Genomic DNA, 17,927 nt, shown 5'->3' with positions numbered 1-17,927 from the left:
GAGAGACCGTGACTCGCCATGTTGCCCTATTTGCCTACCCTGATTGCCAACTGTTAGATGTGAGCGGGCCCTGGCAGGTCTTTGCCAGTGCCAATGAGTTGAGCCCTAAGCCGCTCTACCAGCTTACCCTGGTTGCCGATGCCGCAGGCCCGGTAACTACCAACGGTGGGTTAGCGGTACATGCTACGCATACCTTTCACCAGCTCCATCAGTTACAGCCTCTGGATACGCTGCTGGTAGCGGGCGGCAGTGGAGTGATGCAGCAGCGCAATAGCGTCGCTGTCAAAAAAGTGCTCTGTGAGGTTGCCCCAAACGTCAGACGCTTGGGGTCTATCTGCTCTGGGGCATTTCTGTTAGCCGCAGCAGGATTGCTGGATGGTTGTCGCGTCACCACCCATTGGCGCCATGCTCAGCAATTAGCTGAGGAATACCCCGCGCTTAGCGTCGAACCTGAGGCGTTGTATGTCGAAAGCAACAGTCGCTATACCAGCGCTGGCGTAACGGCGGGGATTGATTTGGCGCTGTCGCTGGTAGAGGCGGATCACGGGGCTGAGCTTGCAGGGAGAGTCGCCCGCGAGCTAGTGGTGTTTTTGCAGCGCCCAGGTGGGCAGTCCCAGTTCAGCGAGGTATTGCGCAGTCAGCAGGAGGCTGGGCCTCTGCGCCGCTTGCTGGATCAATTACACGCTGACCCCAGCGTCGATCATGGGCTTGAAAGTATGGCCGAGCTGATGGCGGTTTCCCCCCGTCATCTCACCCGGCTATTTAGGCGCCACTTAAATACTACCCCCGGCGCCTACCTGACCCAGCTACGCCTTGAACAAGCGCGCCTGGCGCTGCTCAGCGAGCGTGAAAGTTTATCCCTTGAGCGTTTGGCACAACGCTGGCGGCTGGGTGGTGCCGAGCAGCTGCGCCGCCAGTTTCAGCGCCACTATGGCGTGTCGCCCTCGGTCTATCGTCAGCGCTTTGCTTCCTCTTATGCGGCTTCCTCTCAGGAGAGTGTCTTATGCCTTTAACCGTCTCACTGCTATCGCTCTGCCAAGCGCTGCTGGTCACTGGCAGCGTATTATTGATTGCCGTCTCGCCGCTAATTGGAGCCTCGTTGGCCCCTAGCGCCTCTTGGTCTACGGCGCCGGTTGCCACCCAGTGGTTGGGGCTGATGTGCGCGACCATTCCGGCCTCTTTGATTATGGCCAAGCTAGGCCGTAAGCGTGGTTTTTTTCTAGGCAATCTGGTTGGGTTGATCGGGGCAGTGGTGGCGGTTCAGGCGCTAATCGGCGAGCATTTTGGACTATTTCTGCTGGCGACCTGGCTGATTGGTATCGGTATTGGCTTTGGCCAACTATATCGCTTTGCAGCGGTGGAAGCGGCCCCCGTTAACCTGCGTGACCGAGCGATTGGTTTGGTGATGGGCGGTGGCGTGCTGGCTGCGTTTGCTGGGCCGTGGTTGTCAAGGGTGAGCCGTGAGCTGGGCGACGTACCCTTTCTGGGCAGCTTTGTCGGCCTGGCCGCACTTTATGCGCTGGCACTGTTGGTATTGACCATAACGCGCTTACCACCTGCTTCACGCACCCACGGTGAAGGAACCGGGCTTCCGCTGCGAAAAATACTCAGCCAGCCTGGGTTTATTGTGGCGGTAAGCGCGGCGATGGTTGGTTATGGCGTGATGAACCTGGCCATGACCGCCACACCGCTCGCCATGGCGGGGGCAGGGCACCACTTTAACCACGTTTCAATGACCATTCAGTGGCACGTGGTCGCGATGTTTTTACCCTCGTTCTTCACTGGCCATTTAGCCACTCGCTTCGGTGCCAAGCAGGTGATTGTGGCCGGCTGTCTGTTGCTGGTAGCGAGTGCTCTGGTCGCACAATGGGGTGTCGGTTTGGCGGGCTTCAACGTGGCACTTATTTTGCTGGGTTTGGGGTGGAACTTCACCTTCTTGCCTGCCACCGGACTGCTCACCGAAAGCTACCGGCCAGAGGATAAAGCGCGTACCCAGGCCGCCAACGAGTTTTTAGTGTTTGGCACCGCTGCGATCACTGCGTTGCTCGCTGGGCCCTTGGTCAGCGGCTTAGGCTGGGCGACACTTAACCTAGTGTTGATCCCCATCGCGCTGATTCCCTTGGCGGTGCTGGTGTGGCAATACCGAATCAGACTGGCAAACGCTTAAAAATCCCCCGGCGCGCACTGGAGGCAAGTAAGCCCGAGGGCGCGCCACTGGGCCACCACCGCATCACGGTCATCCAGCACTAGCCAGGGCTCAAACCCATCGTTACGCATGGTGCTGAGTAGGGCTTCCTTAACAGCTTCATCATCCACATGATCATCGCCTTCAGGGCGCAGGTACATGGCATCGAAAGGGATGGTGTGGCGCTCCAACCAGCGTTGGGTATGCTCACGGTGGCTGTCGGGGCGATCACTGCAGATAACGATCTGCTGGCCCTGGGCTTTAAGAATTTTGACCAGCTTAGCCACCGCTTCGATCACCGGCGCTTCGGCCATATGAGCAAAGAAGGGCTCCCACTGTTTCTGGCTGCCTAGCACCCAGTCGCTGACCTGGTGGGGGTGAAATTCGGCTAAGGTACCGTCGACATCGACAATTACTGTGGACATGCAAAACTTCCTAAACAAGAGTGAGTGTTCAAACGAGTATTGGCTGTGAAGCGCTGAGCAGTGCAGAGGCGGTTGGTTAGCAGCCCACGCCACGCCTTTAATTCGCTATCGCTAAGCTGAGTAAATAGCGGCACTACTTGAGTAGCGCCTAGCTGATCAGCGAGCGCCACCAGGTGTGACGCGCGCAGGTGCACATTCCAGCGCTGCCAGCTTATCTTGCCCACCGCTAGCTGGGCGCGGCGATCCGGGGTTAGATAACCGGTGTGGAGCAGGCGGTGGTCGGGCCACTGTTGCGGGGTGTCATCGCGATCACGCACTAGTCTTAGCGTGGCATTTTTATCGTCTCCTCGTGCCAATACCTTGGCGATAGCGGCATCAATGCCAGGACGCCGCAGCGCCTCAGGCATTGCCAGCAGGGCGGCAAGGTTGGTGCGAATATCGGCGTCGATGGCGAGTGTTAACCCTCGCGCTTCAGCCTCATCAGCCAGCCATAGCGCCATTTCTAACCCACGACCGGTTTCAGGGACTGGGAAGGCCAGCGGCTGAAAAAGCTGTTCGCTGATGGCTTGAATACAATGTGCTTGGGGCTGGTCGTAGCTGCCGTAGGAGGCATCCAGTAGCGCTACAGCCGCTTTTGGTGGCGTATCAAACGGAAACACCGCCGACTCAAAGCAGGCATCGCCGCTGTAAAATACGCCGTTGCCGACGGCTAAGTGTAGCCATACGCCGCCTAGGGAGTGGCCCGCTTGGCCGGTGGTGACGGTGATGCCTTCTATTTCAAGCGTGCCCCGTTCCGGCAGCGGCCGCCATAACCGGCTTTTGGGCAACGATTTAGCGACTAACGGTGTGCAATAAAGCGGCACGTTCTTTGCTAGTTCGGCCACGCCGCCGATATGGTCAATGTGGTCGTGGCTGATTAGTACGGCATCCACATCCAGTGCGTTCGCCCAAGTGATGGGGTCACCAGGGTGGAGCGCACCGCCTGCGTCCAGCAGCAGGCGTTTTCCCTGGGCTTCAACCACGATGGCAGCAGGCCCCTTATCGCCTAATCCACTAAGCACCTCAACGTTGACACTCATTGGTCAGGCTCCAAACACCAGCCCTGATGAAGGCTAACGGCAACCTGGCTGCCAGGGTCAGGCGCGCTGTGATGGTAAGCCAGCAGCGTTTCGCCGCTGGGTAGGCGCAGGCTAAGTTCATAGCGCTCGCCACGGAAAATAACGCTCTCTACCTGGGCGGCAAGCTGGTTAGCAGCTGGCGTTTGGGTGCTAATTTGAATATGTTCCGGGCGTACCAGAACCGATTGGGTACGCTCAGTGGCAATAGCGTTCAACCCACGCATCAGATCAGCGCCCTCCAAATGCTTTCCAGGGTGTCCGGCCGCGACCTTTAATTGACTGCCCTGACCGATAAAGCCCGCTACCCATACCGTGCGCGGTTTACTGTAAAGGGTTTCCGGCGTGCCCCACTGAACCAGTTGACCCGCTTTCATAACGGCAATTTTGTCTGCCAGTGCCATGGCTTCGCTCTGGTCGTGGGTGACGTAGACCAGGGTGGCGCCGGTGCGCTGGTGAAAGTCGCGGAAGCTGTGTTCCATGGTGGCGCGCAAATGGCGGTCAAGGTTGGCCAATGGTTCATCCAGCAGCACTACTGAAGGGTCGCTCACTAAGCAGCGTGCCAGGGCGACGCGCTGGCGCTGTCCGCCGCTTAATGCTTGGGGCATGCGCTCGGCGTAAGCCTCAAGCTCTACCAGGGCCAGCGCTTGCTGAACCTTTAGTTGATAGGCTGTACCACGTAAACCGCGCAGTTTGATGGGGTAGCCGACGTTGTCCGCAACGCTCATATGCGGCCACAGGGCATAGGATTGAAACACCATGGCCATATGGCGCTGCTCAGGCGGCACATGCGTATCGGCGCTTGCCAGGGTACGATCGGCTAGCTGAATACGGCCTTCATCGACCGTTTCAAAGCCCGCCAGCATACGCAGCATGGTGGTTTTTCCGCAGCCACTAGGGCCAAGTAGCGCAACAAATTCACCTGGTTTAATTTCCAGTGACAGTGCATCCACGGCGGTGTGCTCGCCAAAGCGTTTAGTTACGCGATCAATAGCTAGCCCTGCCATGGGATGACTCCTTTAGGTAGTCGCGGTGCCAGCAAGCTAAGTGCCAACATCAGCGAAGCGACCATGATGACTACCAGTACAGAAACGGCAGAGGCCAGCACGCTTTCGCCACCTTGATCTAAGTTGAAAATCAGTACCCCAAGGGTTTCGTTACCGGCACTCCATAGCAGCGCTGACACGGTGAGTTCATTGACCGCCAGCAGGAATACCAACAGCCCGCCTGCGAATAACGCTGGCGCTACTAGCGGTAAAATGATGCCGCTGAGCCGCCGCCAGGGGCCCGCGCCTGCCAGCTGCGCGGCCTCTTCAAGGGAAGAGTCTAACTGCGCCAAACTAGCGGCGACGGGCTTGACGCAGACCACCAGAAAGCGCGCCAGATAAGCGACGAAAATCAGCCCCAGAGTGCCGTACAGCGCCACATTGATAATCGGCAGCGGGCGGACAAATATCAGAATGCAGGCAATCGCCAGTACCACGCCAGGGAGTGCATAGGGAATCTCGATGGCGCTGAGCACCACGCCGCGCCAGCGCTCTGGCAAGCGTTGCAGCCGGTAAGCCAACGGCAGACTCAACAGCATTAGCACCACCGCCGCACTGCCCGCCAGCCATAGACTGTTACGCACTGCCCGCCACGTTGCCCCTTGGCGACCAACCACTTCGGCGTAAGCGTTAAGGGTGGCGGTATCGGCATTAAGCGGAACGCCCACCGCCGGTACTAACGAGCTAACGATCAGCGCCACCAGTGGTGCGACCAAAATAATCAGCAAGATGCCCATCAGGGTCGCGGTGACCAGGGTGCGCCATCGTCCCAGGGTGAAATCATGTGAGCGACCGCTATGGCCGCCTAAGCCAAAGCGGCTGCGGCCCATCAAGTGCTGTTGCAGCGCTACCCCGGCCAGCGCCAGTAAACCAATCAACAGCGACAGGGCGGCCATTTCTGCCAGTACGCCGGTGCCAAAACTGGCCATGCGCTGATAGATCAGTGTAGGGAGTACAAAATAGCCTGCCGGAATGCCCAGCATGGCGGGAATGCCGAAGTTACCCAGACTAGAAATAAACGCCATTGCGCCCCCGGCGATCAATCCGCTACGGGTCACGGGAAGAATAATATGGCCCCATACTTGAGTCTGTTTGGCACCGCTAATGCGGGCCGCTTCAATAAGCTCTCGGGGTAGTGACAGTAGGCTGGTGCGCAGGGCCAGAAATACCAGCGGTGCGCTTTGGATGCCTAGCAGCAGGGCGATGCCCTCCGCCGAGTAGAGCGGTTGCGGGCTGCCCAATGGCGGTGCCATGCCAATGCTCTTTAACAGCGGACTGGCCGGGCCAAATAGCTGTAGCCAGCTTAGCGCGGTGACCTGGGGCGGAATCATCATTGGCAGCATAAAGCAGAACACCAGCCACGCTTTGCCGCGCACATTGGTGAGCGTAATGGCAAAAGCGAACAGGCTGCCTAACACCAGCGCAATCAGCATGCCGAGCCCTGAGGTATAAAGGCTATGCCACAATGCTCGCCAGGTGCTTGCACTATTAAGCACCCGCCACAGGGGAGAGTGGCGCCCCTGGTTTAAGTCGCTCAATGCTTCTACTAGCAGGCGCAGGCTGGGCGCCAGACTAAGCAGCACAATGGCAATCAGCAGGCTTGAAAGCAGCCAGCGGTGCTGGCTGTCGTACTTGTTGTCGCTTCCGTACTTATCATAGGTCAAGGCGGGTGTCATGATTAACCGCCGAATAGATCGCTAAAACGCTGTTTAAGCTCAGCTTCTTGTGCCAACGTCTGCTCGATATCGACCGGCATTAGCACAATGCTATCGCGCTCTGGAAACCCTTCCGGCGGGGTAACATCGTTGCGGGCGGGCAGGTAACCTTGCTGGCTTACCAATTCCTGGCCCTGTTGGGAGAGCACGAAATCGACAAATTTTTGTGCAGCGTCCAGGTTGTCGGTGCCCTGCATAATAGCCACTGGCTCGGTAACTGCGCTAACCCCTTCTTCAGGAAACACAAATTCTACCGGTGAGCCTTTTACCGCTTCGCGAATCGGTAAGAAATCCACCACGATGCCATAGGGTTTAGAGCCTGCGGCGACGGCATTAAATACGCCCCCATTACCGCCTTGGGCTTCGGTGCGGTTAGCGTGTAGCGCATCGTAGTAATCGGCGCCTAACTCGGGGTTGGCGCTAATGGCCGCCATGTGGATCAATGCCGCGCCGGAGTAAAGCGGGCTGGGCATGGTGACCATACCTTCATAGTCAGGCCCCAACAGATCTTGCCAGCTTTGCGGCTGATGCTCGGCGCCAGTGTTATACACAATGCCGGTGGTGATCAGCTTGGTGCCGTAGTAGTAGCCTTCCGGGTCGTATAGGTCTGCGTCATACCCGTTACGCTCATCGCTTAAATACGACTGTAAGTGCCCCTCTTGCTTGAGCGACTCCATGGTCATGCTGTCGGCAATCAGCAGCACATCGGGATTGCTCACCCCGGCTGATAGCTCTGAGCGCAGTCGCGTCATTAGCTGCGTCGTTCCATCGCGAACCCACTCCACTTCGATATCTGGGTAGGCGGCTTGAAAGGCATCAACGGTTTGCTGTGCATCGCTATTAGGCTGGCTGGTGTAAAGCGTCAGCGTTTCGCTAGCCACGGCATGAGCCGAAAGGGCAAGGCTGGCTGCAGCAACAGCAGCCGCAAGAGTCGTTACGGGTATAAAACCTAGGGGGCGCTTCAACATGGGGAGACCTCAAGTGAGTGAACCCCACCTAAGCTACTGTCATCTGCTTACAACAAAGTGACAGTACGCTTTCGTTTGGCACTTTTTATCTTTCGCTTTCAGTCTTATTTGCTTTCGTTTCACCGTGAGGTATCCATGCGTCAGTTCGAACGTCGCCAACTATTGCTACAGCGTATTAATAGTGAAGGCCGCCAATCGTTAGAGACACTGGCCCGGCACTTTGACGTTTCTGTACAGACCCTGCGTGGAGATATTCGCCATCTAGCGGATAAAGGGTTGGTGCTGCGCCGTCAAGGCGAAGTATTGCCGTTTCCTGAGCAGGAGAATATTGGCTACGACCAGCGTCAGATCGTTAATGTGGCGGGTAAACGACAGATAGCGGCGCGGGCGGCGAGTTTAGTGCAAGACCATCAAGCACTGTTTTTAGGCACCGGCACCACCGTTGAGCAGCTGGCGGATTCGCTTAGCGATAAGCAAGGCCTGCACATCATGACCAATAACTTGCATGCGCTGATTAAACTGTGTCAGTTGAAGTGTGAGTTAGTGGTGGCGGGTGGGCGAGTACGCCGTCGTGATCAGGACGTCATTGGTGGCGATGCCTGGCGTTTTTTTCAACGCTACCGTGCCGATATAGGCATTGTCTCGGTAGGCGGAATGGATAGCCACGGCAAACTCTACGACTATAACGACGATGAAGTCATGGCCCGCGAAGCACTGTTGGCCCACACGAGCTATCGAGTGTTGGTATTGGATAAAACCAAGTTCGATTTACCACTGCGCTGTGCTGCTGGTCAGTTGAGTGATTACGATGCCGTGGTGACTGATGTGCCGCTTCCAGATCGCTTGAGAAGCCCACTGGCAGCACAAGGCATTCGGTTTTTGGGGTAACGGTGTATCGCCCTCGTTGCTGCTATGCTGAAAACATATTATTAGCGGAGAGAGGGACCATACCATGGCAGGTGGGTGGGCAAAAGATGGTGCTGAACAAGAGCAGATTGAGAGCACATTGGACGATGCAGTGCAGCGAGCCCGCCGCCAGTTACCCCGCGGTGAAAGCCTTGAGATCTGCGAGGAGTGTGGCGACCCTATTCCTGAGGCGCGCCGTAAAGCGATGCCCGGTGTGCGGCTGTGCGTGGTATGTCAGAGCGAGTTGGACAAAAAACAGTCGGGCTTCAGTGGCTATAATCGCCGTGGCAGTAAAGATAGTCAGTTGCGATAATGCAGCCGGTAAGTAACCCTACGCCCTGTGCTCTAGGGTTTAGGGTCAACAGCCGCTTCTGTGCACTCGCTCGGTTGACTCACTAATCGACGCTGACGCTGTTGATGGCTTAAGTAGATTAACCCAATAGCGCCTATTAGCAGCGCCATGGCGATATACCGTGAAACATCTAAGGGTCGTTGAGCATTGTCAAACCAGCCAAAATGATCAATCAGCAGGCTCATCAACAGTTGTCCTGAGATTACGGCGACCGTTGCCGCTGCTGTGCCTACGCGCGGTACGGCGAAAACAATCGCGAGCATATACACCACGCCAAAAAGTGCGCCAGTTAATTGCCATTTGGGTACGCTGAATAGTGTGGCTTCCTGGACTGGTTCGAAAAAGAACATTAGCAAAAAAGTCAGCAGGGCGCCCATCACAAAGGTTAGCCAGGCACTTTCAATCACGCCGGTGTTGGCGCCTAAGCGACCGTTAATGGAAGATTGGGCTGCCAGTATGGCGCCACCGACAAGTAGAAGAACAAAAATAATCGGTAGAAACATGGTCATCTCCGTTATATAAGCTGCTTACATGAGCCACAGAGCGGCTAAAATCATCACTAACGCGAGCACTCTGTAGCTGTCCACCCCGCGACACTCGCTGCCAAGCCAGCCGAAATGGTCGAGGGCCAAGCTGGCCGCTACCTGTCCACACAAAATGCCCACCATAGTCATACCTACGCCCACTATAGGCGTTGCTAGTGTCAACACGATGACGTAAAAGGGCCCAAGTAGACCGCCGGTTAGCAACCAGCGAGGTTGACGAAAAAGGGTGGCGACTTTGGGGTTAGGTGAAAATACCAGCGCCAGTGATAGCAGCAGTCCACCCACTAAAAAAATCGATAGCGTAGCGGACAGATGGCCTACCTGCTCGCCGAGTGGGCCAAGCAAGCCAGCCTCTACCGAGAGCCCCATTCCTGCGATCAGTACTCCGAGTAAAATAAGTGCGTGTTGCATGACAACGCTCCGAAGATCAAAAGAGCGAGCACTTTAGAGTCTTATCTTTATTGCTACAATGCGTTGAAAAAGCAAAGGAGTATTGCTAATTGGACAACTCTATTCGCCTGCTCGCGTTGCGGCTGTTTGTGCGTGTCGCCATGACCGGTAGTTTTGCCGATGCGGCACGCTACTATGATTTGCCTGCATCTTCTGTATCGCGTCACATTGCCGGTTTGGAACGCACTCTAGGGCAGCGGCTACTATATCGACATACTCGGGCAGTGCGACTCACTGATGCTGGAGAGCACTACTTCCGCGATGTGCAGCGCGTGTTGGATAGTTTGGACTTAGCTACAGAGCAAGTCGTTGGTGGTGCTAAACGGCCCCAGGGGGTATTGCGCATTAATGCCCCTGTGGCGTTTGGGCGACGGCATATTGCTCCCTTATTGGCCAGCTTTCAGGACGAACACCCAGCGGTGGAGATAGAGCTAACGTTGAGTGATGCATTTATCGACCCAGTGCAAGAAGGGGCTGATTTAGTCATACGAGTGGGGGTATTAAGTGACTCAAGTTTGGTGGCACGAAAGCTTGCAACACAGCACTTTGTGGCGTGCGCCTCCCCTGTTTATCTAAAGCGTCATGGCGAGCCACATCATCCAGATGAATTGAGTGAGCATAATTGCCTCGTTTACAAAGGCACGCGCGGAGTACAGTCTTGGTATTTCCAAGAGTCAGAGAGTGATCAAGCGCAACGCTACCCAGTGAAAGGCAACCTTTATAGCAACAATGCGGAATGTTTGGTTGAAGCGGCACTGCAAGGGCAGGGCATTGTGCTATTTCCCACTTGGCTGGTTTTCGATGCACTGCGCGATGGAGGCTTGGTGCCTATTCTAAAAAGCTATCAAGCACTGGGCGAAGCGGCGCGAGAGGGTATCCACGTTATCTATCCAGAAAACCGACTGCGCTCATCTAAAGTAGCGGCATTTCTAGAGCATTTATTCTTAGCAGTTGGCGACCTACCGTACTGGGATCACTAATTAATGGCGACGGTGATGGCGACTTTGTTACCCTTTGAAAATCCAGTGTATTTGAGTGCTACTTTTGGGCATGAATATATACAAAAAATTTGTGAGGATTGACCTGTGGAGATGGAACAACATTACCGTGCCCTTAGCGTAGAAACACTGTCTCAGCGTCTTGGCGGCGTCACAGAAGTGGCGAGCCGGGTAGGCGGTGATCCCACTGCGTGGGATATTCGCGAAGTGGGTGACGGCAACCTCAATCTGGTATTTATTGTCTCTGGAAATCTTGGCAGCGTCGTGGTGAAACAAGCACTCCCCTATGTACGCATGGTGGGTGAAAGCTGGCCACTGCCTATTTATCGCGCTCATTTTGAATATTACGCCCTGGTGCGCCAAGCCAAGTATGCACCGGGAATTGCCCCAGAGGTGTACTACTTCGACAAGCCTCAGGCGCTGATTGTGATGGAGTATTTACACCCGCATACTATTTTGCGCCGCAAGCTCATCAATGGTGAGCGAGTGGATGTTTTGGGCGAAACCATCGGCCAATTTTGCGCTCGCACGGCGTTTCGCGGTTCGGAACTTTCACTGAGCAGCCCCGAGAAGAAGCAGGATGTCGGGCTGTTTTCAGGCAATGTGGCAATACCTGCGATTACCGAATCGCTGGTATTTACCGACCCCTATTACGGCGCCGAAATGAATCACCACACGCCGGAGCTTTCGCCAGTGGTGGATGAGCTACGCCGTAATGTGCGTTTAAAAGCCAAAGTGCAGCGGCTATTGATGAAGTTCACTGCCAATACTGAAACCATGCTACACGGTGACCTGCACTCCGGTTCGATTATGGCCACCGACACGGAAGTACGGGTCATTGACCCTGAGTTCTCCCAGTATGGTCCAATGGCTTTTGACTTAGGCATGGCAGTAGCTAATTTTCTGATGGCCTACTTTAGCCAGCCTGCTCATCGTCAGGGAGATGAGCTTGAATCGTATCAGGCATGGATTCTTGAAGTCATTGAGGCGTGTTTTACCTGCTTTGATGCCGAGTTCCGTTACTTATGGCAAACCGAACGTACTGGCATTCTGTTTCCGAAAGCCTTGTTTGAAGAGCAGGGTAACAGCGCCGACGATGCCTGTGATGCACTGCTGGAGGAGATCCGCCTGGATGCACTGGCCTACTGCGGAATTGAAATGCACCGTCGAGTGTTATCGCTGGCCCACAATGCTGATTTTGAAGAGATTGAAGATACTGCCCTTCGCGCCAAGCTTGAAGCGCGCAATGTGCTCATGGGGCAAGCGTTGATTCTGGAGCCGGAAGCCTATAGCGATCTTACCGCACTTGCGGAACTCGCTAAGGCCTACAACCAGCAAGAGGTGTTGTAAACGCTTTACCCGCGCGGCTTCGCGGGTGCGCTGACGCTTACACCGCGCTACATGGCTTATCGCTTTTCAGGATGAGGTGCACAAGCGTCGCGATGGGCTATCCCGTAGCGCGGTGTAACGAATCTCGCGAGGGACGAGCGTATGAGGCACTCGCGACGGCGGCGCCTGGCACTGTGACCAATCCTGCCTCGGTGCCAGCCTCGGCAACGCTCGGGCGTTGCTTCGCGGGTGCGCTGACGCTTACGCCGCGCTACATGGTTTATCGCTTTTCAGGATGAGGTGCACAAGCGTCGCGATGGGCTATCCCGTAGCGCGGTGTAACGAATCTCTCGAGGGACGAGCGTATGAGGCACTCGCGACGGCGGCGCCTGGCACTGTGACCAATCCTGCCTCGGTGCCAGCCTCGGCAACGCTCGGCGTTGCTTCGCGGGTGCGCTGACGCTTACGCCGCGCTACATGGTTTATCGCTTTTCAGGATGAGGTGCACAAGCGTCGCGATGGGCTATCCCGTAGCGCGGTGTAACGAATCTCTCGAGGGACGAGCGTATGAGGCACTCGCGACGGCGGCGCCAGCCGCCTGGATTGGCACTGTGACCAATCCTGCCTCGGTGCCAACCTCGGAAACGCTCGGGCGTTGCTTCGCGGGTGCGCTGGCGCTTACGCCGCGCTACAACTGGCTTCTACGATTCACAGCTTACAACTGATCCAGGCGATCAAACTTCCCGGCAATATCGCTCTCTGTCCAATGTGGTACCCAACCTTCCACGTTATCGAAGAAACGTAGCGCGGTGAATTCTGGCGCTGGCCCCATATCAAACCAGTGGGGCGTATTGGCAGGTACGCTGATCAGGTCATTGCGGGTACACAGTACTTGATACACTTTGTCATCAATGTGCAGGCAGAAAAGCCCTTGGCCTTTAACGAAGAAGCGCACCTCGTCTTCGTGGTGGCGGTGTTCATTTAAGAACTTCTGGCGCATGGCATCTTTGTCTGGATGCGTAGGCACCATATGTAGCACATCCACGGTTTGATAGCCGCCCTTAGCTTTTACCCGGTCAATATCCTCCTGATAAAGCGCCAAGATATCTTCTTGGGTAGCATCATCGGCAATCTCGCCTGGTGTGGCCCAGCGCTCAAACAGTACACCCACCTTGTTCAGCTCAGCGGTAATCTGCTCGCCATCAGTGATGTCGATTAGGGCATCATTAGGGTTTTGGTCGGCGAATACTTTCAATTGTGACATCGTAAGCTCTCCTTAAAGGTGACGGGTCATAAACGTTATAGAACGATCTCGTCGAAGCTGGTGACGCACGCGTGAACGGTGCCAGCCTGGGTGCCTTCGCGCACCAGCTGCAGGGTTTGCATACCGGCCTGCTTGGCCGCATCCAGCTCTTCGATGACATCAGACAAGAACAGCACCGCATCCGCAGGTAGGTCAAGCTCAGTGACAATACGCTGGTAGGCGGCAGCGTCACGTTTATGGCCAATATGAGTGTCAAAGTAGCCGCTAAACAGCGAGGTTAAATCGCCCTCATCGCTGTAGCCAAACAGCAGCTTCTGCGCCTGCACTGAGCCGGACGAATAGACGTACAGCGTCTTTCCTGCACCTTTCCATTGGCGTAGCGCGGGGGCTACGTCGCTATACAAATGGCCTGTAAAGTCGCCGCACTGGTAGCCATTCGCCCACACCATGCCCTGCAAGGCTTTCAGCGGGGTGACTTTTTGATCGGTTTCAATCCAGTGCAGTAGCTGGGCAATCACGGCGCCAAGCGTGGCATCAGCATCACCCATTTCACGGCGTACCGCGTTAATCTGCTCGGCAACCTCCGGGGATTCAGCGTTTGCGCGCAAGAAGTCGGGCAGCTTGGCGTGGGCGTAGGGAAACAGCACCTTATGCACGAAGTTAATATCCGTGGTGGTGCCTTCAATATCGGTCACAATCGCGCGTACAGTTGGGTTGCTCATTTAAGGCTACTCATTAAGACCAGCGACTCTCTTCAAGAACACAGGCTAGTAAAAACTCTATGGCTTCCAGGTGGCGCCGACAGCTGGCGATGCTATCGCCTATGGCGTAAATGCCGTGGCCCTCAACCAAAAAGCCCCAGGGCATCGGCCAGCCGAGGCGCACATGCTTGGCCAGCTCTTCCATATTCTGTTCATTCGGTACTACCGGCAAACGTATGGATGCGTTATGGGTGACGTTACCCGCCAGTGCCTTTTGCATCTCAAAGCCGCTTAGCTCAATGCCCTGAGGGAAGCGCCGCGATAGCACCGTACTGGCCACGGTGTGAGTATGCAGCACACAGTGAATGGCCGGGTCTAGCCGATAAAGCGCGGCATGTAGATCACTTTCTGCGCTAGGCTTGCCGTTGCCTTCCAGCACTTTGCCATCCAGGTCACACATCAACAGGTCATCGGCCTGAATGCGGGTTTTATCCCGACCAGAGGCGGTGACCAGATAGCCAGCCTCGGTACGGGCTGAAAAATTACCGCCAGTGGCTGGCGTCCAGCCTTGCTGCGCCGCCCATGAAATAGCGTCCAGCAGTTCAGTTTGTAGCGTCATCATAGGATCTGCATCGCCTCTTCTAATGGCAGCCATTCTATATGATAAGCTTCGCGCCTGATAAGCCGTGCCGTTGTTTCCTTACTCAAGTGCTCAAGTCAAGTGCTCAAGGAGTCCATCGAATGTTTCACCTTCAATCACGCAGTTTACGGGTCTACGCCGACCACCTTGAGTATTTGGATCAAACTCAACTGCCGCAAGCGGAGCAGTGGGTGGGCTGTGGCTCCCCTGAAGAGTGGCAGGGCGCGGTCAAGAACCTCGCCATTCGTGGCGCGCCGCTAATTGGTCTAAGTGCCGCTTTTGTACTGGCCCAATACGCCGCACGCCACCCGGATGGTGATTGGCAATTGGTGAGTGATCGCTTACGCGCCACGCGTCCCACGGCGGTTAACTTAATGTACTGTTTGGATGCCATGGAGGCCTGCTTCGAGCAAGGCGCCAGCGCCTTGGCCGTACGTGCTGCTGAATTGTTTACAGAAGACCGCGAACTTTGCCAGCGTATGGCTGAGTATGGTGCCGATCTTTTACAACCGGGTGACCGGGTGCTTACCCACTGCAATACCGGCGCGCTGGCGACTGCTGGTGTGGGTACCGCCATTGGCGCACTGGCGGTTGCTAAGCAGCGTGGCACTGATCTACATGTGTACGTCGATGAAACTCGGCCGCTGCTACAGGGTGGCCGTTTAACCGCTTGGGAAATGGCCGACCTAGGGATCCCCTATCAGCTGATTACCGATAGCATGGCTGCCAGCCTGATGGCGGCGGGCAAAGTGGATAAAGTAATGGTCGGCGCTGACCGTATCTGCGCCAATGGCGACTTCGCTAACAAAGTGGGTACTTACATGCTGGCAGTGGTTGCTGACTACCATCAGGTGCCATTTTATGTAGTGGCTCCCTACACCACGGTAGATGCTGCCTGTGCCACCGGTGTTGAGATTCCTATTGAACAGCGCGACCCCGCCGAGATCCGCGGCGCCGCAGGCGCCTTTGGTGATGTAGTGTGGGCGCCTAGCGATGCACCTGTTTGGAACCCCGCCTTTGATGTTACCCCCGCCAAGCTTGTCACTGCTTGGGTTTTGGATACCGGTGTGTTTGATGCTGCTGCCATTGCCAGGGGTGAGCATTGTCGATAATGCGCGCCGCGCTAACTCGGCGCCGCCATGGCAGCCCTCACACAGGCCAATACGTGGTAGTCGAAACGCCCTCCCAGCGCCTCAAATACCACTTTCAGCCCTTGGCCGGGATACTGTGTAAAGGTGGCACGGATCTGCTCCAGGGTGGCGGCTTCCAGGGTGAGGACTTCTTCCAGTGCTAACTCACCGCTTTGGATCGCATCGCTTAGATGGCGATAGACGGTATTGGGGGCTAGACCGCGCTGTCGGGCGATTTCCTCAGGCGCTAACCCCTGGCGCAGCAGGGCGGCGGACTCCATGGTGCTACCACCTGGGGGCTCGCTGGCTTGGGTATCTTGCTGGGTTTCCTGATAAGCCTGGATGACGGCCAGGAATCCCTCACCGTAATCGGCAAGTTTGCGCGCACCGATGCCGGAGATCGCGCCCAGTGTCTCCAGGCTGTGGGGTTTCTGCTCAACCATTTCGGCCAGTGTGGCATCGTGGAAAATTACATAGGCAGGTACGCCCTGGGTTTCGGCAAGTTCACGCCGGTGCTGGCGCAGGGCTTCCCACAGTGCGCCGTGGCCCAGTGTGGTAGAGGCCCCTTTGTTGCCTCGCCGGGTGGTTTTGGATTTGCTTGGTTTGCGTAGGGTGAGAGGGTGTTCGCCGCGCAGCACCGGCCTTGCGTTGGCAGTGAGCTGAATACCGCCGTGGCCCTCCATATCCACACTTAAATAACCACTGGCAATCAGCTGGCGAAAGAGCGCTTTCCACTCGTTGACTGCGAGCTCTTTACCAATGCCGAAGGTGCTAAGGCGATCATGGCCAAAGCGGGTGATACGCTCGTTGTGTTTGCCCAGCAGCACATCCACCAGGTAGGTCACGCCGAAGCGCTGTTCGGTGCGGTAGACACACGACAGTGCCTTTTGCGCTGCCACTGTGGCATCCCAAGTCTCGGGGGGTGTCAGGCAGTTGTCGCAGTTGCCACAGGGCGCATCCAGATGATCGCCAAAGTAGTGGAGCAGCGCTTGGCGACGGCAGCTGATGATTTCACACAGCCCCAGCATAGCGTCTAGCTTCTGCTGCTCAATGCGCTTTTGATGGTCAGCAGCGCTGGAGTCCTGCTGCATCTGGCGCAGCGTGATCACGTCCTGAAGCCCATAGGCCATCCAGGCATCCGCGGGTAGCCCGTCGCGCCCGGCGCGGCCGGTCTCCTGGTAGTAGGCTTCGATGCTCTTGGGCAGATTGAGGTGTGCCACAAAGCGCACGTCTGGTTTGTCGATGCCCATACCAAAGGCGATGGTTGCCACCACAATCACACCATCTTCACGCAGAAAGCGGGTCTGATGGTGTTGGCGCTGTTCGGCGGGAAGCCCGGCGTGGTAGGGCAGCGCGGTCAGCCCCTGGCGCTCTAGCCAAGCGGCGGTCTCTTCCACCTTGCGTCGGGAGAGGCAGTAGACGATACCCGCCTCGCCGTCGTGGTGCTCGCGAATAAAGCGCAACAGCTGTTCCTTGGCGTTGCCCAGGTTTTCGGCGATATGGTAGCGAATGTTGGGTCGATCAAAGCCGCTGTTATACAGCGCCGCCTCTTGGAGCTGAAGATGCTCCATGATATCGCCACGGGTGGGTACGTCGGCGGTGGCAGTCAGCGCGATGCGCGGTACCTGGGGAAAGCGCTGGTGCAGGTGGGAGAGCAGGCGATACTCCGGACGAAAGTCGTGGCCCCACTGGGAGACGCAGTGGGCTTCATCAATGGCGAACAGGGCAATTTGGGTCTGCTCCAGCAGCATCTGCATACGTGGCGTGGCGAGCCGTTCGGGCGCCACATAGAGCAGATCCAACTCGCCATTTCGCAGTCGGTTCTCCACATCGACCGCCTCGTGATAATCGAGGCTGGAGTTGAGGTAGGCCGCCTTGACCCCGTTCTGTTCAAGTGCCGCTACCTGATCCTGCATCAGCGCGATCAGCGGTGAGACCACAATCGCGGTGCCTTCGCGCAGCAGCGCAGGGATCTGATAGCACAGCGATTTGCCGCCGCCGGTGGGCATCAGCACCAGCGCATCGCCCCCGGCAATCACATGTTCAATAATAGCCTGCTGAGGGCCGCGAAAGCTGTCGTAGCCAAATACCGCCTGTAGCACCTTCAGGGCTGCCGGGTGGGGATCGCCGTGCATCAATGCTCTCCTTGTCTTGTGCT

Annotated in this window: 18 protein-coding genes; 7 read left to right on the top strand and 11 right to left on the bottom strand. The window is 56.5% G+C overall.

Annotated features, from left to right (window positions below; all coding sequences use genetic code 11):
• Positions 1 to 8: 8 nt before the first annotated feature.
• On the top strand, positions 9 to 1,013 hold the full coding sequence (locus tag CPA45_RS09345; RefSeq protein WP_096651288.1) for a GlxA family transcriptional regulator: 1,005 nt from the start codon (positions 9 to 11) through the stop codon (positions 1,011 to 1,013).
• Positions 1,004 to 2,167: an MFS transporter gene (locus CPA45_RS09340; protein ID WP_096651287.1), complete on the top strand. Its 1,164-nt coding sequence runs from the start codon at positions 1,004 to 1,006 to the stop codon at positions 2,165 to 2,167. The genes CPA45_RS09345 and CPA45_RS09340 overlap by 10 nt, the downstream gene beginning before the upstream one ends.
• On the opposite strand, the gene CPA45_RS09335 is transcribed toward CPA45_RS09340, so the two are convergent.
• The 5 genes from CPA45_RS09335 to CPA45_RS09315 are packed head-to-tail and all read right to left on the bottom strand — an operon-like array spanning position 2,164 to position 7,454.
• Positions 2,164 to 2,610 (bottom strand): phosphatase domain-containing protein, encoded by a 447-nt coding sequence (locus tag CPA45_RS09335; RefSeq protein WP_096651286.1) that lies wholly within the window; start codon positions 2,608 to 2,610, stop codon positions 2,164 to 2,166. The genes CPA45_RS09340 and CPA45_RS09335 overlap by 4 nt on opposite strands.
• Entirely contained in the window at positions 2,598 to 3,689 is a 1,092-nt protein-coding gene (locus CPA45_RS09330; RefSeq protein WP_096651285.1) for an MBL fold metallo-hydrolase, read from the bottom strand. The genes CPA45_RS09335 and CPA45_RS09330 overlap by 13 nt, the downstream gene beginning before the upstream one ends.
• Positions 3,686 to 4,732 (bottom strand): ABC transporter ATP-binding protein, encoded by a 1,047-nt coding sequence (locus CPA45_RS09325; protein ID WP_096651284.1) that lies wholly within the window; start codon positions 4,730 to 4,732, stop codon positions 3,686 to 3,688. The genes CPA45_RS09330 and CPA45_RS09325 overlap by 4 nt, the downstream gene beginning before the upstream one ends.
• Positions 4,720 to 6,447 (bottom strand): ABC transporter permease, encoded by a 1,728-nt coding sequence (locus CPA45_RS09320; RefSeq protein ID WP_096651283.1) that lies wholly within the window; start codon positions 6,445 to 6,447, stop codon positions 4,720 to 4,722. Before CPA45_RS09320 ends, CPA45_RS09325 begins: the two co-directional genes overlap by 13 nt.
• 2 nt (positions 6,448 to 6,449) lie before the next feature.
• On the bottom strand, positions 6,450 to 7,454 hold the full coding sequence (locus tag CPA45_RS09315; protein WP_096651282.1) for an ABC transporter substrate-binding protein: 1,005 nt from the start codon (positions 7,452 to 7,454) through the stop codon (positions 6,450 to 6,452).
• Positions 7,455 to 7,589: 135 nt separating this feature from the next.
• Between CPA45_RS09315 and CPA45_RS09310 the strand changes: the two genes are divergently transcribed.
• Together CPA45_RS09310 and CPA45_RS09305 are read left to right on the top strand one after the other, a co-directional pair.
• Positions 7,590 to 8,342, top strand: coding sequence for a DeoR/GlpR family DNA-binding transcription regulator (locus CPA45_RS09310; RefSeq protein ID WP_096651281.1), 753 nt, complete (start codon positions 7,590 to 7,592; stop codon positions 8,340 to 8,342).
• A 64-nt stretch (positions 8,343 to 8,406) separates the two neighbouring features.
• Positions 8,407 to 8,673, top strand: coding sequence for a DksA/TraR family C4-type zinc finger protein (locus tag CPA45_RS09305; protein ID WP_096651280.1), 267 nt, complete (start codon positions 8,407 to 8,409; stop codon positions 8,671 to 8,673).
• Positions 8,674 to 8,705: 32 nt separating this feature from the next.
• Here CPA45_RS09305 and CPA45_RS09300 read toward each other — a convergent pair whose 3' ends face one another.
• Complete coding sequence (locus tag CPA45_RS09300) at positions 8,706 to 9,215, bottom strand: DMT family transporter (RefSeq protein WP_208858479.1); 510 nt, start codon at positions 9,213 to 9,215, stop codon at positions 8,706 to 8,708.
• A gap of 24 nt (positions 9,216 to 9,239) precedes the next feature.
• Positions 9,240 to 9,668, bottom strand: coding sequence for a DMT family transporter (locus CPA45_RS09295; RefSeq protein ID WP_096651279.1), 429 nt, complete (start codon positions 9,666 to 9,668; stop codon positions 9,240 to 9,242).
• Positions 9,669 to 9,757: 89 nt separating this feature from the next.
• On the opposite strand from CPA45_RS09295, the gene CPA45_RS09290 reads away from it, so the two are divergent.
• On the top strand, positions 9,758 to 10,687 hold the full coding sequence (locus CPA45_RS09290; RefSeq protein ID WP_096651278.1) for a LysR family transcriptional regulator: 930 nt from the start codon (positions 9,758 to 9,760) through the stop codon (positions 10,685 to 10,687).
• Positions 10,688 to 10,798: 111 nt separating this feature from the next.
• Positions 10,799 to 12,055: an S-methyl-5-thioribose kinase gene (mtnK, locus tag CPA45_RS09285; RefSeq protein WP_244287574.1), complete on the top strand. Its 1,257-nt coding sequence runs from the start codon at positions 10,799 to 10,801 to the stop codon at positions 12,053 to 12,055.
• A 694-nt stretch (positions 12,056 to 12,749) separates the two neighbouring features.
• On the opposite strand, the gene CPA45_RS09280 is transcribed toward mtnK, so the two are convergent.
• From CPA45_RS09280 to mtnB, 3 genes are read right to left on the bottom strand one after another with little or no spacing between them, the layout of a single operon-like run.
• Positions 12,750 to 13,298, bottom strand: coding sequence for a 1,2-dihydroxy-3-keto-5-methylthiopentene dioxygenase (locus CPA45_RS09280; RefSeq protein WP_096651276.1), 549 nt, complete (start codon positions 13,296 to 13,298; stop codon positions 12,750 to 12,752).
• Between the two features lie 35 nt (positions 13,299 to 13,333).
• Positions 13,334 to 14,020 (bottom strand): acireductone synthase, encoded by a 687-nt coding sequence (gene mtnC / locus CPA45_RS09275; RefSeq protein ID WP_096651275.1) that lies wholly within the window; start codon positions 14,018 to 14,020, stop codon positions 13,334 to 13,336.
• Positions 14,021 to 14,033: 13 nt separating this feature from the next.
• Positions 14,034 to 14,621 (bottom strand): methylthioribulose 1-phosphate dehydratase, encoded by a 588-nt coding sequence (gene mtnB, locus CPA45_RS09270; protein WP_096651384.1) that lies wholly within the window; start codon positions 14,619 to 14,621, stop codon positions 14,034 to 14,036.
• Positions 14,622 to 14,740: 119 nt separating this feature from the next.
• Between mtnB and mtnA the strand changes: the two genes are divergently transcribed.
• Entirely contained in the window at positions 14,741 to 15,751 is a 1,011-nt protein-coding gene (gene mtnA, locus CPA45_RS09265) for an S-methyl-5-thioribose-1-phosphate isomerase (protein ID WP_096651274.1), read from the top strand.
• Positions 15,752 to 15,762: 11 nt separating this feature from the next.
• Here mtnA and recQ read toward each other — a convergent pair whose 3' ends face one another.
• Complete coding sequence (gene recQ, locus CPA45_RS09260; protein ID WP_096651273.1) at positions 15,763 to 17,904, bottom strand: DNA helicase RecQ; 2,142 nt, start codon at positions 17,902 to 17,904, stop codon at positions 15,763 to 15,765.
• Positions 17,905 to 17,927 lie beyond the last annotated feature (23 nt).

This window comes from Vreelandella nigrificans (genome assembly GCF_002374315.1).
In the GTDB taxonomy this organism is placed as follows: domain Bacteria; phylum Pseudomonadota; class Gammaproteobacteria; order Pseudomonadales; family Halomonadaceae; genus Vreelandella; species Vreelandella nigrificans.
Note: the sequence above shows the minus strand (reverse complement) of the source record. Positions and strands in the feature narration are given on the sequence as shown.

Coding starts and splice junctions, on each gene's coding strand:
- CPA45_RS09340 (WP_096651287.1), top strand. CDS start 1,004: ATGCCTTTAACCGTCTCACTGCTATCGCTCTGCCAAGCGCTGCTGGTC.
- CPA45_RS09335 (WP_096651286.1), bottom strand. CDS start 2,610: ATGTCCACAGTAATTGTCGATGTCGACGGTACCTTAGCCGAATTTCAC.
- CPA45_RS09330 (WP_096651285.1), bottom strand. CDS start 3,689: ATGAGTGTCAACGTTGAGGTGCTTAGTGGATTAGGCGATAAGGGGCCT.
- CPA45_RS09325 (WP_096651284.1), bottom strand. CDS start 4,732: ATGGCAGGGCTAGCTATTGATCGCGTAACTAAACGCTTTGGCGAGCAC.
- CPA45_RS09320 (WP_096651283.1), bottom strand. CDS start 6,447: ATGACACCCGCCTTGACCTATGATAAGTACGGAAGCGACAACAAGTAC.
- CPA45_RS09315 (WP_096651282.1), bottom strand. CDS start 7,454: ATGTTGAAGCGCCCCCTAGGTTTTATACCCGTAACGACTCTTGCGGCT.
- CPA45_RS09310 (WP_096651281.1), top strand. CDS start 7,590: ATGCGTCAGTTCGAACGTCGCCAACTATTGCTACAGCGTATTAATAGT.
- CPA45_RS09305 (WP_096651280.1), top strand. CDS start 8,407: ATGGCAGGTGGGTGGGCAAAAGATGGTGCTGAACAAGAGCAGATTGAG.
- CPA45_RS09300 (WP_208858479.1), bottom strand. CDS start 9,215: ATGTTTCTACCGATTATTTTTGTTCTTCTACTTGTCGGTGGCGCCATA.
- CPA45_RS09295 (WP_096651279.1), bottom strand. CDS start 9,668: ATGCAACACGCACTTATTTTACTCGGAGTACTGATCGCAGGAATGGGG.
- mtnK (WP_244287574.1), top strand. CDS start 10,799: ATGGAACAACATTACCGTGCCCTTAGCGTAGAAACACTGTCTCAGCGT.
- CPA45_RS09280 (WP_096651276.1), bottom strand. CDS start 13,298: ATGTCACAATTGAAAGTATTCGCCGACCAAAACCCTAATGATGCCCTA.
- mtnC (WP_096651275.1), bottom strand. CDS start 14,020: ATGAGCAACCCAACTGTACGCGCGATTGTGACCGATATTGAAGGCACC.
- mtnB (WP_096651384.1), bottom strand. CDS start 14,621: ATGATGACGCTACAAACTGAACTGCTGGACGCTATTTCATGGGCGGCG.
- mtnA (WP_096651274.1), top strand. CDS start 14,741: ATGTTTCACCTTCAATCACGCAGTTTACGGGTCTACGCCGACCACCTT.
- recQ (WP_096651273.1), bottom strand. CDS start 17,904: ATGCACGGCGATCCCCACCCGGCAGCCCTGAAGGTGCTACAGGCGGTA.